This window comes from endosymbiont of Riftia pachyptila (vent Ph05), from assembly GCF_000224455.1.
GTDB classification, from domain to species: Bacteria; Pseudomonadota; Gammaproteobacteria; order Chromatiales; family Chromatiaceae; genus Endoriftia; species Endoriftia persephonae.
Genome location: NZ_AFOC01000008.1, coordinates 1 through 13,439, shown reverse-complemented (window position 1 = coordinate 13,439; position 13,439 = coordinate 1). Strand labels below are relative to the sequence as shown.

The window sequence follows — 13,439 nt, the reverse complement described above, 5'->3', positions numbered from 1 at the left end:
ACGATGGAGTACGAATGCCTCTATCAAATCGGCCTCCTGTAAAGCGGCGATGTTTACAGGAGGCGATATCGGAAAAGCGTTTGTATAGTGGAATCCAACCTAGAATTTTCGCTGTTGGATTACTTCCTCATCCATGTGGGCCTGGCGCACATACTGCGCCAGGATGTGCATCAATGATTGGTGAACATCCTCGATAACACCGTAGTTCTCTGCATCGACATGCAGATTCACGTCTGTAATGCTGGCGGAGCGTCCTCCCGAGAAGCCGGTCATCGAGATCACAGGAATACCGTTATCCTTACCCCACTGAACTGCACGAACGATGTTCTCAGAATCTCCAGATGAGCTTATAGTGATCAATGCATCGCCAGCCTTGGCCAGACTCTTCAGTTGGTACACAAAGACATCATCGTAAGAGATATCATTGCCGATGGCAGTAATCATCTCCACCGTGGCACTGAGGGAGTAGATCCTGGGCTTCAGATCAGTGTCAGTCTGTACCAGTTTGCAATGGTCGCAGACCAAATGATTGGCAATGGCTGCTGAGCCACCATTACCACAAGAGTAGACCATTCCACCTGCAGAATAGACTTTCGTCAGAATATCTGCAGCCTGACGCAGCTTGTCGCCATCAACTGTCGCAGCAGCGGCAGAATAGTTGCTGAAGTAGTCTGTCGCGTAATCAGCGACATCAGTGAATTTTCTATCTGGGAAAGTCATTACAGCCCTCCTAAATGTAGTCAGAATGCGGACAAGGCGTAGTGTTAGATATGGTACGCTGAAATATTAGCTAGCCGTATCACTCAGATACATCACATGCAATACGCGCCCTTAGCAATGGCATTACTAAAGGGTAAAGTGGAACCGAGTGTAGGAATACAAATAGCAAATTACAACCCGTGACCTTAATACCTTTGCACATTCCTTTCCCCTGCGGATTTTTCTGACTGGGTAATCATTATCTTGGTTGAGATTCAAAGGTCAGTCAGACTGACTGCATCAATCAAACTCATATGCCCCCGGCATAAGCCGGGGTTTCCTAATTATTAACTACAATCCATCGAGGCTACTTGCGGTTAAAGTAGTAACGGTGAATCTAACCTTGTTCAATACCACTTCTTACCGCGTTTACCGTATCTTTTGCCGCCTGCATCAGAAATCGGTCATCACTGGCGAGCGATGTCAACTGGAATCCATCCTTGATCATTTGCACTGCAACCTCCGGCGAGTTGGTATGAATGCCAGCGGGTATACCATGACGTTTGCACGTTTCAATGATTTTTTGCCTTGCCTCGATCACTTTCGGATCATTTTGCCCACCACGTGGTTGGCAGCCCAGTGCCATGGCTAGGTCCGATGGACCAACGTAGATGGCACTGATGCCAGGCACGTCCAGGATCTCGTCAAGGTTTTCGATTGCTTCCCGAGTCTCAATCTGCGGTATAACGAGAGTTTCATCGTTAGCGTATACGTGATAATCCCCGCCACCGTGTGTGGCGCCGCCCGCATAGTATTTTGCCCGGATCGGTCCGAAACTGCGCATACCCATTGGCGGATATTTACATGCAGCAACCAGTGACTCCGCTTGGTCTGGATTATTGATCATGGGACAGATTACACCATACGAACCCGCATCCAATATCTTCATCAATCGGGCGGGATCGTTCCACGGCACCCGGGTGAGCGGGATGACTGATGTAGTTGATATGGCCTGCAGCATGGTTATTGCCATCTGGTAATCGACAACACCATGCTGCATATCGATTGTGATGGAGTCGAACCCTTGGTGCGCCATCACTTCGGCAGAAAATGAGCTGGGGATAGAGCACCAACCATTGACGACCGCTCCACCATTGGCCCAGATCTCTTTAATTGTATTTTTTCTCACCAGAAACTCCTCAATGTAGCAATTCGGGCCCTCGCACGGCCGAATATCAGGATTGAAAAACGGGATTGGGAAGTCAGGTAGGATTATGGATGCTCATCTGTCTGATCGCTTCCTACCACCCGACAGACTGCCGACGGCGATACTACCGACTTTGGCATGGTCTCACCACGACTGCCGTCACAACATACACGCCAAAATTGGACTTGGTCAAACTGTCGGCCAGATTGATCTGCTTCACACCTTTGCCGGAATGGGCTTGCAAACAGCATAGCCAGCCCATAGAGTTCCATCACAAATATAAAGAAATATCATGTGGAGCCGACAACCAAAGGCACGGTTACCATTACATTGCAAACCTGGCAAGACATCATCTCCTCACACGCTACTTTAGTATATTAACCAATCCTTCTGAACGCGCCTGGTTGATCGACTGGACTTAGGGACATCTTTTTACAACACCTGTGAGCTTGAAGCATATGAGTGCACCACTGAAGATAGGAATTGTCGGCCTTGGAAAGATGGGAGGCATCCGCGCCAAGACCGTGCGGGATTGCGATGACACAGTCTTAGTATCCGGTACGGATCCCAACCCACCAGCGCAAGGATTCCAAGACATTAAGATCCTCCCCGACTATCGGGCTGTCATCGATTCCGATGTTGACGCTGTCATCGTCTGCGCCCCCAACCGATTCATTCCAGAGGTCGTAGAATCAGCCCTGGATGCAGGGAAACATGTCTTTTGTGAAAAGCCACCGGGTCGCAACCTGGCAGATATCGAGCGCATTATGGAGGCCGAAAAGCGTAACCCGGGTCTGGCGCTAAAGGTAGGATTCAACCACCGCTACCATTACGGCATCATGGAAGCCAAGAAAATCGTTGAGAGTGGCAAATACGGCGAGATTCTCTGGATGAGAGGGGTCTATGGCAAGGCGGAGGGGTCAGGTAATCCCAATGAGTGGCGCGACGACCCAGAGGTTGCTGGTGGAGGCATACTGTTCGATCAGGGCATTCACATGCTAGACCTCTTTCGCTATTTTTGTGGTGATTTTGTCGAAATCAAGAGCATGTGCACCACTGCATTCTGGGATATCGCCCTTGAAGACAACGCCTTTGCCCTACTGCGGGACAAAAAAGGCCGTATCGCACAGCTGCACAGCTCATTCACCCAGTGGAAACACCGTTTTACGCTGGAGATATTCATGCAGGACGGCTATGTCATAGTGGATGGCATGCCCTCAGGAACGCGCAGTTATCGCGACGAATGGATCATCCAAGGCCGCAAACATGTCGGTTTCGCGATTGGCAATCCCCCTGAGGAAAAGACTTTCTGCAACACCGACCCGTCTTGGGACTTGGAGTTGGCCGAATTTGTTGACTGCATCCGCACCGGCAAGCCGATTCACAACGGCACAACAAAAGATACCTACGAGGTGATGAAGATGGTGTTTGGCATCTACGATGCCGACCCACAATTCAAGCAAGAACAAGCAAAAAAGCTGCAGAGCAGGAATCGGTAGCACTGCTGCTTGCCATCAGCATGACTGCCTTTGGGCAAACGGGCACACACGCCAGCGCCTCATATCATTATAGTTACGAAGAGATCTCCACGGAGCTTGCATGAGAGAAAACACCCCTATTGCCGTCACATCACGTTCATTTTCCCGCCACCCTGTGTTGCGGGCAGAACTATTGGAACGTTATTCCGATGTCAAGTTCAACGACGACGGGGTGTCGCTGGCCGGCGAGGATCTGATCGAATATTGTCGTGGGCGCCGCAAAATAATTTCCGCTTTGGAGACGATTGACGAACCTTTTCTAAAGGCCCTACCTGAGCTTGAAATTATCAGCAAATACGGCGTGGGCACCGATATGCTGGACAAGGAGGCGCTGATTCGACACGGAATCAAACTGGGTTGGACCGGCGGCGTTAACCGACGCTCAGTGACCGAACTGGTAATCTCCTGCGCCATATCGCTGTTGCGTCATGTGCCGGCAGGATCGCGTGAAGCACGCGAAGGGGTTTGGAAAAACAGGATGGGCAAGGAGATCTCAGGCCGCACCGTTGGCATCATTGGTTGCGGGTATATCGGCAAAGATCTTACGCCGATTCTGAATGCCTTTGGCTGCAAAGTACTGGCACACGATATTCTCGACTTCCCCGAGTTTTACGCCCAGCATAATGTTGAAGCGGTGAGCCTAGAAGAGTTGCTACAGCGGTCGGATATCGTGACACTGCATCTTCCGTTAGACGACAGCACGCGCAACATTCTCAATGCTGAACGGTTGGCACTGATGAAGCCGGATGCAATGCTGATCAATGCTGCACGGGGCGGCCTGGTCGACGATGCGGCCCTCAAGAAGATACTGCAAGAAGGCAAGATCGCTGCGGCCGCACTAGACGTATTTGCTGTCGAACCGCCGGATGATCTGGAGATGCTGCAACTGCCCAATCTGCTGGTCACACCGCATATAGGTGGCAGTTCTGAAGAGGCCATTCTTGCTATGGGCAGAGCTGCGATTGCGGGCCTGGATGAGAACAAAATACCAACAGCAGATTACCCTCCCGCAGGTTAACCGGATTAAATTATTGATGACCATTGAAGAACGCGGGTTTGAATCGATGGAAGCTGCCGCGCATGCATTGGCGGATGAACTAGCCTGCACCATGCGGGATGCAATCACCGAGCGTGGTCGTGCGCTACTCGCAGTATCCGGTGGGCGTACCCCACAAACTGTCTTCAACTATTTGTGCAAGCAAAATATCGACTGGGCCAGTGTAACCATCACACTGACTGACGAACGCTGGGTTCCGGTGGGCCATACCGATAGCAACGAAAGCCTAGTGCGAAACTACCTACTGCAGGGAGATGCTGCCGATGCAACCTTTATCCCGTTCTATGGTGGTGAAGCAACACCGGAGTTGGGCCAAGCAGCTTGTGAAGCCCGACTGGCTACCATCGATAGGCCATTCGACGCCGTTTATATTGGCATGGGTGAAGATGGCCATTTTCTCTCACTGTTTCCCGGTGATGCCGCTGTTGAGGTGCGTGAAGGCCGCTGCGTTGCAGTACCGGAGACCAAAACCCGGCTGCCACGTATGTCCTTGACAGCATCGTTTGCCCTGAATACAAAAAATCTGTTCCTCCTTTTCTCCGGTGCAGCAAAGCACGCAAAATACGCTGAGGCAAAAAAAGAGGGGTTGTACAGCGAGGTACCATTGCGTTTGGCTCTGTTACAAAAGCATGCGCCTGTGCACGTCCTAACTGCGCCATAGAGACTCAAAATGCATGCCTTGCATCGATATATATAGTGAGATCAATCCTCCACTATCTCCTTGGGCGGTGCCGTCAAGTGTGTCTGACCAACGAGTAAGATTCCGCTCAATAGTCTATCGGCGGACTGGCAAAGGACGTTCATACCAAGCAAGGTGATTTTTATTGTTGCTGGCGTCACCCCAAAAAGGATGGCACCCTGTTGATCCGCCGGTTAAGCATCCGATAGCAGATCAGGCCAGCTTGATAACGTGAGTCCGAAATTTGGTGACATGCTAACGTCTTTCTTGGTTGACACTGAGTGCTGGGGGTGGGAAAAATGGCTTGGCGATTTTGGTGGAAGCCGCGAAACAGAAGGAGTGATCAGGGTTTCAAGCACATATAGTAGGCGGTGTTAGCAAACTTGCTTTGTGTCGCAAAACAAAGTTCTCTCTCTTGCCCGCCCCCAGTGATTAGCATAACTTTGGGCGAACAAATTACGGTCAGCTTCAAGGAAAATTTGTGACTGAACATCAGGGACAGATCAAGCCCGGCCTGATCCAGATAATTAGAATTTCCACCCCGGTTTGCGTGATCTAGTAGATAATTTTGGATCGTTTGCTAACTACCGGTAAACAAGCGTCATGTGAAAGTTTTTCAAATAACTCCGATTGACGATTCAGCCCACTCAAACATATTTAAGCGACGTTAACCATGGTTGATAAGGATAGTTCAAATATACCTGTATTGATTCTCGGCGGCCATGAAAATGCCCTTTCGATTCTTCGTAGCCTGAGTCGCCATGGTATACCTGTTAGCTTTTCAGCAACAGAAGGCCGTCCCATCACATTCTCCAGATATGGAAATAAGCAATATATTATTCCTTTAGGCGCCGATGTATTTGACTACTGGTCAGAGCTTCTACTTGGAAGACCTCATCCAGAACTGAATGGTCATTTGATATTCGGCTGCGGAGATGATGCTGTTCAGTTTCTCGCGGAGAACCGCGAAGAGCTGGAGAAGTACTATCTTTTAGATGAATTTATACCTGAAATTCATCTCGCTATGCTCGACAAAAAAGAGACCCTTCGGCTCGCCAAAAAGATTGGAATAGGAACACCGAGAACCTGGAAAGTGGACGCTGGATCCTCAATCGAAGAATTAACGAGCCAAAATATTGAATATCCTGTCATCGCAAAGCCAGTCAATTCCCTTGTTTTTAGGACTAGGTTTAACGGCAAAAAATATCTCCGAGCCGACAATCAAGCCGAGTTAATAGCCAACCTGAAGGCCGCCAGCGAGAAGGAATGTGACGTAATAATCTCAGAATTCATCCCAGGCCCCGACACTCTGCTAAGCAGTTTCTATACTTACATCAAATCAGATGGAACCCCACTTTTTCAATTCACCAAGAGAGTATTGCGCCGCTTTCCGCCTAATCATGGAGGTGCTTGCTATCACATCACCGACTGGGACCAGGAAACCGCAGAATTAGGGATGAAGTTTTTTCAAGGCATCGGCCTTCGCGGGATGGCCAACATAGAATTCAAAAAAGACCCCCGTGACAACCAACTAAAGGTAATTGAATGCAACCCAAGATTCACTGCTGCTCATGAGCTGCTTGTAAGATCCGGGATGGATATTGCCTACTTAATCCACCAACACATGAGCGGTAAATTTGTTCCCTATACCGACAGTTTTCGTTCCAACATGAGACTGCTCTACCCTGTAAATGATTACCTCGCATTTCGCACCATGAGGCAAAAAGGCGAGATAACTTTTCCCCAGTGGATTGCTAGCTTAGCCCATCCTCAGGTCTTCCCCTTTTTTAGACTACTGGATCCGTATCCGTCGATACATCACTTCCTCAAGCACTTCCGGACTCAAGAAAAGAAGACAAAAGGTTGAGAGGCTGACTCAGAGTTTCTCCTAGCAACATAAGAATTTAACATGCCGTGCATGTTAAATTGTGTAGCACTGGAGATGATTAGACGAACTTTTAGCAGAAATTAGATTTTCTGCCCGGCTTGATTGGAATAACTAACCAAGAAATATTCACACTTGGATGCATCACATTTGTACTATGAATTACGTTACTTTGACTGTACTGGAGAACTACTCAAGAATCAGCAAATTCTTGACGCTTACCTCCCCAGAAAAACGGGCTATTGAGCAGCGCTTTTGGGATCTTCGAAACGATTCTATCGCGATTTGTGGCGTGAATCCGCATCCAGGATAGGTGCGAAGATTGAAGAAATCGGCTCTGATTTTCAATGCATCACTCGAAATGACCTGCATACCTTTGTACAGATGGACAAAGTCATGCTGGACAGCAATCTAACGTTAAGACTTGCGGGCAACAAACCTCTTACACACCAACTTTTAGAAACCATCGAAGGTTACCGAGCACCCAGGTATCTAGAGTTCCGATTTTCCCAATTGGACGATGCCTTAAAATTTCTTAGCGACTCAACACAAGCTTGCGTAGTGAAACCCGCATCCGGCACCGGTGGAGGAAGTGGAGTTACTACAGGCATTGACAGCAAACAAAAGTTGATCAACGCCACCATACTTGCCAGAAAATTTTGCTCGAATATTGTAATCGAAGAGGAAGTCAAAGGGCATTCTTACCGTTTGTTATTCCTAAATTCAGATCTGATACATGCGGTAAGACGTGATCCACCAGAAGTTAGAGGTGATGGGCGCTCCAGCATCAAGCAATTGATGGAAATAGAGACATCAAATCGACTGACAGGGAACACGCCGCGCGCACTCAGCCCTTTACTGATCGATATGGAGTGTAAAAATACCCTAAATGCACAAAACCTGTCTCCCAACTATGTTCCAAAAAAAGATGAGTCGATCAAAGTCAAACAGGTAGTCAATCAGAATTGTTCAAGGGAGAGTCATTCCGTCACGGACCAGGTTCACCCGGAAACCATTACTCTGGCGCAAAATATTATTCGCATCATGGGCTGTGAACTCGCCGGCATCGATATAATCACCACCGACATAGGCCAACCGTTGCATGCAACCGGTGGGATAATTGGCGAGGTAAATACCACCCCTGGCCTCCATCATCACTATCTTCTTGCAGACAAGAGTCCCCACGAGCAAGGAGTGTGCGAAACCATATTGGAGTATATATTCAAGAAAAAGCGCTCGTAACCTGACGATTGGTACCGTGGTATTAATAAACCCACGCCGCCATCGTTCCGATGGGAGGTAGCTTTTCCATAGTTTGGGTGGCAACGGATCTAGCAAGGATTTTCCGGACACAAAATCAAGCAATCTCTTGATACTGGGCATCGTACTTAGCCAGTGTCAGGTGCCAGGCATCCGATCGATGAATGCCGGCGCTGGCGATTATAGAAGCCCTCAATATACTCGAAGATCTCTCGCTTAGGGAATAGGTGGAATCGCCCGATGCCGGGAGGGCTGCTGGAATCGATTATTTTATCAGCGCTTCCTTAGGAAAGCTCTTACATGGACGCCGCTCTATCTTTCGTACTCTAGCGAAGAAAATCAATTATTTATAGCAGTTCAACCAAAGCCTCGATCTTGTCCTGCGGTATCACCAAAAAACAAGTGATACCGCAGGGTGCCTTACCCCCTCACAAAAACCATCCTACCAGGGCGTAATAACACTCAGACTATTTGCCAACTCAGTCAAGGCCTTGATAGTCTTTTCGTCCAACGTTATACCACCTGCCGCTTCGGTTTTATCCAGCGCGCCCCACCGCCCTTCGCCAGGCAACATGACTTCTTCTCCACTCTCGCGTAGAACATCAACCAACATCTCCATCCGCTCATAATATGTGTTCATCGGCATCAGAGTATTAATGTCAACGGCCATGAAAAAGTGCCCACTATTACCCGGGTTCTCAAAATCACCATACATCGAATGTACGCCATGTGAAATGCCGGCGCCGGTCACAACACCGGCCATGATCTCCACCATCAAGCCCAATGCGTAACCTTTAGCGCCACCAAATGGCAACAAGGCGCCATCCTTTACCTTGGCTGGATCGGTAATCGGAGTACCATCACGGGCGATGGCAATACCTTCCGGGATAGGCTGTCCAAGTTCCGCAGCCTTGGTGATTGTCGAGCCCGCACTGGCACCGGTGGAGAGATCGGCAATGACATTTCTTCCATTACGGCGCGGCGCAGCAAATGCGAGCGGGTTGGTTCCAAGAACTGCTTTTACGCCACCGTAGGGAGCCACTTTTGGAAAGGAATTATTCCACAAAACAGCCAGCATTCCATTTTTTGCAATTTTATCGACATAGTAGCCCAACGATCCCAAAAAATTACTGTCAGATACGGTAACCACGCCCACACCATTTTTGGACGCCAGATCAATGGCTGTATCTGCAGCCACCTGCCCCACATAATGCCCTATGCCATTATCACCATCGATAACTGCAACAGAAGGTGTACGTTTGTCGATCTTTAGATTACACGGGGAATTGAATAAGTCCTTCGAAAGGCGCTTGCACAGGATCGGAAGACGCCAAACACCCTGGTTGGGTCGTCCGGCAGAGTTGCCCCAAATAAGGACTTCGGCAACGCTCATCGCCTGCTCTCTATCTGCGCCTGCTGCGGTCAAGATATCCACCGCAAAGGCGGTTAACTGATCAGTTGTGATTGTGGACATTGAATCGTTCCTCGATTGCTATTTTTTCGTAGAGTTAATTAGTAAACAAATCGCATTCGACTAAAAGCATTGCCAATTCTGGCCAAACCTAAGAAAGGTATCACCTTAGACCAAGACGCTTGTGCGACACCCTTATCAGTTTTGCGATCGACAGTTGGGCTGAGTTTTCACTTGGGGGTCTCTGAATAAGTCTGGGCGAAGCGAATTGTGAGTCAGAATCTTTCGTATCAAGGCGCAAATCTTAGTGTTCAGAGGCTCCTTTGTAGGTTACCCGATCATACACACATTGAGGCAATACCCATTCCAAAAGCCGTCGGGGTAACGGGAGGCTGTGGAGAATGTAGCGGGACGGGCTGAGCCAACCCGGAAGCAGAGACAGCCTCCGAGGAGGCCATCTTGTCACTGTAAGGCCAATGAAGGTTAGTAGAGATAGACCGCACCGACATTCTCGTCGGCAGTGGCATCAGTCCCTGGTGTGGGGTTGATGCCCGTTGCGCTGCTGTCCTCTCTGTACGCACCAACAGCCAGGGTTCCACCGTCACCGCTGATCGCCATCCCCCAGCCGAAGCTATCCTTACTGTCGGTGTTGGAGGATTTGACGAAGGTCTTGCTGGCCCAACTGGCCCCACTGCGTTCATAGACAAAGACGGCACCGGCATTAGATGCCGTGCTATTTGTGCTGGCGTAGACTCCTCGGGTGCTACTGTTCTCACCATGGCTCCCCACCGCCAGCAGATTTCCGTCACTGCTCAGTGCCAGGGCGAAACCAAAGTAATCATAATTGCTAGTCCGCGTCGAGGCTTTGATATAGGCCTGCTGGCTCCAAGTTGTTCCGCTACGACCAAAGACGTAGGCGGCACCAACACCGGCCAGAATGCCTGGATTCGGGGTTGAGTCAACCCCGGTGGTGTTGCTGTCTTCCTCCTTGGCACCCACCGCCAGAGTGTTGCCATCGCTACTAAAGGCCAGTGCAGAACCAAATCGATGGAATCGGCCAGCATTTGCGGCCTTGAGCATCGTCTGCTGGGACCAACTCCCCGAGTTACGAGTGTATACAAACACCGCACCGGAGCCTTTGCCTGCATCTGCAGGCCAGTTACCCAAGGCATCGGAATCCTCGCCGATAGCACCGACCGCCAGAGTGTTGCCATCGCCACTCAGTGCAACCGAGATGCCAACATGGTCGTACCACACCGAGTGATCTGACTTGATATAGGCCTGTTCGCTCCAGCTAGTGCCGGTGCGATTAAAGACATAGGCGGCACCGGCCTCGGTCTCGGTATTATTGGTCGGGGTATTGATACCATCGTTGCCACCATCCTCAAGATCGGCACCCACCGCCAGGGTGTTGCCATCCGCGCTAAGGGCCACGGCATAGCCGAAGTCATCTCCAGCCTCGGTGGTAGCTGCCTTAAGGCGGGTCTGCTCATTCCATGTGGCGCCGGAGCGAGTGAAGATGTAGACCGCACCGGAGTCGGGTGCCGCCCCATTGGAGGAGAAGTGGCTACCGGTATCGTCACTATCCTCGGCGTTTGCACCAACCGCCAGAGTGGTGCCATCCGAGTTCAGGGCGACGGATGCACCGAATTGATCGCCCGAGCCGGCATTGGATGCAGTAAGCACCTGTTGCAGGTTCCAGCTTCCAGCGGCGAAGTAGAAGATATGGACCGCACCTGCTCCTCCGTTGGCGATCTGCGGCGCACCGACCGCCAGGGTGGTACCATCAGCGCTCATGGCGACCGAGTAGCCGAAGTTGTCATCGTTGCTTGCTGTGCCCGGCTTGAAATAGCCGATGGCAGCAACCGAGTCAATCGCCACAGTGGTCTGCTCTGCAGAGCCAGCGCAGGCGCTCTCGGCGGCGTCACAAGCCTCCACCATATAGCGGGCGGCGGGCCAATTGTGCAGGTGCACCGGGATGTCGATGGTATGGCTGGTGAGAGTGATCGAGTCGGCCCCTGCTACCACGCTGTATCCAGAAACGCCGTCAGGGTTCACCATCAAACGGTAGTGGTCTGCCCCCAGTGACGCATCCCAGCTGAACTGGAACCGCTTGAAGCCGATGCTCATGGTCACATTGGTAGGTGCGTTCGGGGCGCTTGACACCACCTGAACCGTTCGGGTCAGTTGAGTCGCGGCATTGCCGCTAGCATCGGTGACATCGTAGGTCACGCTGTAGCTGCCGATGGTAGCGGTGTCGACGGCACTGCTGTCGATAGCCAGGCTAGCGGAGATATCGCCATCCAGATTGTCCGTGGCCGTGGCGCCAGGCTCAGTGTAGCTGTTATCCACAATGACAACCAACGGGTTGTCTCCTGTGAGGGAGATCACCGGAGCGGTGGTGTCCACCACATTCACCGTGCGGGTGACTGCGATGGCGGCATTGCCAGCCGCGTCTGAAACGTCATAGGTCAGGGTATAACCGCCTAGGGCTGCGGTATTCACGCTGCCGCTCACCACCACGCTGGCACTGAGATCGCCGTCCAGGGTGTCGCTGGCGCTTGCCCCTGGCTCAGTGAAGGTAGAGCCGGCCTCCACGCTCATCGGGTTGGCACCGTTCAGGGTGATGACCGGGGCTGTCTGATCGGAGACGACTACACTGCGGGTCACCGTGGTGGCCGCATTGCCAGCGGCGTCGGTGACATCGTAGCTGAGGGTGTAGCTGGCGGGTACCGCGGTGTCCACACTGCCGCTGACGCTAATGCTCGCACTAAGGTCACCGTCGACATTGTCGCTGGCGCTGGCACCGGGATCGCCATAGGTCGAACCCGCCTCCACCGCCTGCGGATTGGCGCCGATCAGGGTGATGACCGGGGCGATCTGATCGGTGACCAAGACGCTACGCTGCACTGGCGTGGCAGCGTTGCCCTCCGCATCGGAAACACTGTAGGTGAGGGTGTAGCTGCCCAGGGTGTTGGTATCCACCGTACCCGCCACAGTGATGCTGGTCGAGAGATCACCATCCACCGCGTCACTGGCACTGGCACCCGGGTCGGTGAAGCTACTGCCCAGTGCCACCTCCAACGGGTTGGCACCAATCAGGGTGATGACGGGTGCGGTCTGATCCACCACGTTGACCCTGCGGGTCACTGCAGTGGCGGCATTGCCGGTGCTGTCGGAGACGTTGTAGGTCAGGGTATAGCTGCCCAGCACGGCGCTATCGACACTGCCACTGATGACGATGCCGGCACTGAGATCGCCTTCAAAGCTGTCACTAGCGGTGGCGCCTGGATCGCTGAAGGTAGCCCCCCCTCCACACTCATCGGATCGCTGCCCAGCAGGGTGATGACGGGTGCGGTCTGATCCACCACGTTGACCGCGCGGGTCACCGCGGTGGCGGCATTGCCGGCCGCATCCGAGACGTTGTAGGTAAGGGTATAGCTACCCAGCACGCTAGCGTTGACACTGCCGCTCACCGCCACGCTGGAGGAGAGATCTCCGTCCACGTTGTCGCTGGCGACGGCCCCAGGATCGCTGTAGCTAGAGCCTGCCTCAACGCTCTGGNATTGTCGCCATTAAGGGTGATCTGTGGCGCGGTCTGATCGGTGACCGAAACGGTGCGGCTTTGGGTGGCGCTGTTGCCGGCGGCATCGCTGACCGTATAGGTCAGGGTGTAGTCGCCTGGAGTATTGCTGTCCACCGC

The 13,439-nt window shown here is 51.8% G+C and carries 11 protein-coding genes and 1 pseudogene; 5 read left to right on the top strand and 7 right to left on the bottom strand.

All coding sequences use genetic code 11. The features are described 5' to 3' along the window. Positions 1-99: 99 nt before the first annotated feature. Both RIFP1SYM_RS02175 and RIFP1SYM_RS02170 read right to left on the bottom strand, forming a co-directional pair. Positions 100-720, bottom strand: coding sequence for an SIS domain-containing protein (locus RIFP1SYM_RS02175; RefSeq protein ID WP_005959007.1), 621 nt, complete (start codon positions 718-720; stop codon positions 100-102). Positions 721-1,096: 376 nt separating this feature from the next. Continuing rightward, a complete protein-coding gene (locus RIFP1SYM_RS02170) occupies positions 1,097-1,888 on the bottom strand; it encodes an HpcH/HpaI aldolase family protein (protein ID WP_005959006.1) in 792 nt (263 codons plus the stop codon). A 476-nt stretch (positions 1,889-2,364) separates the two neighbouring features. On the opposite strand from RIFP1SYM_RS02170, the gene RIFP1SYM_RS02165 reads away from it, so the two are divergent. From RIFP1SYM_RS02165 to RIFP1SYM_RS02145, 5 genes are all read left to right on the top strand, one after another. Continuing rightward, the gene (locus RIFP1SYM_RS02165) at positions 2,365-3,405 is read left to right on the top strand and encodes a Gfo/Idh/MocA family protein (protein ID WP_039959590.1); all 1,041 of its coding nucleotides are present in this window, start codon (positions 2,365-2,367) and stop codon (positions 3,403-3,405) included. 100 nt (positions 3,406-3,505) lie between these two features. After that, on the top strand, positions 3,506-4,462 hold the full coding sequence (locus RIFP1SYM_RS02160; protein WP_005959004.1) for a phosphoglycerate dehydrogenase: 957 nt from the start codon (positions 3,506-3,508) through the stop codon (positions 4,460-4,462). Then, positions 4,419-5,162 (top strand): 6-phosphogluconolactonase, encoded by a 744-nt coding sequence (gene pgl, locus RIFP1SYM_RS02155; RefSeq protein WP_138921893.1) that lies wholly within the window; start codon positions 4,419-4,421, stop codon positions 5,160-5,162. The genes RIFP1SYM_RS02160 and pgl overlap by 44 nt, the downstream gene beginning before the upstream one ends. A gap of 691 nt (positions 5,163-5,853) precedes the next feature. Then, a complete protein-coding gene (locus tag RIFP1SYM_RS02150) occupies positions 5,854-7,047 on the top strand; it encodes a carboxylate--amine ligase (protein ID WP_005959002.1) in 1,194 nt (397 codons plus the stop codon). 303 nt (positions 7,048-7,350) lie between these two features. Then, the gene (locus tag RIFP1SYM_RS02145; RefSeq protein WP_240991993.1) at positions 7,351-8,307 is read left to right on the top strand and encodes a cyanophycin synthetase; all 957 of its coding nucleotides are present in this window, start codon (positions 7,351-7,353) and stop codon (positions 8,305-8,307) included. Positions 8,308-8,767: 460 nt separating this feature from the next. On the opposite strand, the gene RIFP1SYM_RS02140 is transcribed toward RIFP1SYM_RS02145, so the two are convergent. The 5 genes and pseudogenes from RIFP1SYM_RS02140 to RIFP1SYM_RS17775 all read right to left on the bottom strand — a co-directional run bounded on the left by RIFP1SYM_RS02140 (position 8,768) and on the right by RIFP1SYM_RS17775 (position 13,436). Beyond that, positions 8,768-9,799, bottom strand: a complete 1,032-nt coding sequence (locus RIFP1SYM_RS02140) for an Ldh family oxidoreductase (protein WP_005959000.1) — start codon at positions 9,797-9,799, stop codon at positions 8,768-8,770. A 420-nt stretch (positions 9,800-10,219) separates the two neighbouring features. After that, positions 10,220-12,646: an immunoglobulin-like domain-containing protein gene (locus RIFP1SYM_RS18705; RefSeq protein ID WP_338063163.1), complete on the bottom strand. Its 2,427-nt coding sequence runs from the start codon at positions 12,644-12,646 to the stop codon at positions 10,220-10,222. A 39-nt stretch (positions 12,647-12,685) separates the two neighbouring features. Continuing rightward, a pseudogene (locus RIFP1SYM_RS18700) lies at positions 12,686-12,985 on the bottom strand (immunoglobulin-like domain-containing protein); the annotation flags it as partial. Beyond that, positions 12,928-13,242 (bottom strand): immunoglobulin-like domain-containing protein, encoded by a 315-nt coding sequence (locus RIFP1SYM_RS17780; RefSeq protein ID WP_005958998.1) that lies wholly within the window; start codon positions 13,240-13,242, stop codon positions 12,928-12,930. The pseudogene RIFP1SYM_RS18700 and the gene RIFP1SYM_RS17780, both read right to left, overlap by 58 nt. Further along, the gene (locus RIFP1SYM_RS17775) at positions 13,209-13,436 is read right to left on the bottom strand and encodes an immunoglobulin-like domain-containing protein (protein WP_476756432.1); all 228 of its coding nucleotides are present in this window, start codon (positions 13,434-13,436) and stop codon (positions 13,209-13,211) included. Before RIFP1SYM_RS17775 ends, RIFP1SYM_RS17780 begins: the two co-directional genes overlap by 34 nt. Between the last annotated feature and the right edge of the window lie 3 nt (positions 13,437-13,439).

Excerpts from the sequence above, each read along its gene's own strand:
- RIFP1SYM_RS02150 (WP_005959002.1), top strand. The coding sequence starts at position 5,854 with ATGGTTGATAAGGATAGTTCAAATATACCTGTATTGATTCTCGGCGGC.
- RIFP1SYM_RS02140 (WP_005959000.1), bottom strand. The coding sequence starts at position 9,799 with ATGTCCACAATCACAACTGATCAGTTAACCGCCTTTGCGGTGGATATC.
- RIFP1SYM_RS02175 (WP_005959007.1), bottom strand. The coding sequence starts at position 720 with ATGACTTTCCCAGATAGAAAATTCACTGATGTCGCTGATTACGCGACA.
- RIFP1SYM_RS02165 (WP_039959590.1), top strand. The coding sequence starts at position 2,365 with ATGAGTGCACCACTGAAGATAGGAATTGTCGGCCTTGGAAAGATGGGA.
- pgl (WP_138921893.1), top strand. The coding sequence starts at position 4,419 with ATGAGAACAAAATACCAACAGCAGATTACCCTCCCGCAGGTTAACCGG.
- RIFP1SYM_RS02160 (WP_005959004.1), top strand. The coding sequence starts at position 3,506 with ATGAGAGAAAACACCCCTATTGCCGTCACATCACGTTCATTTTCCCGC.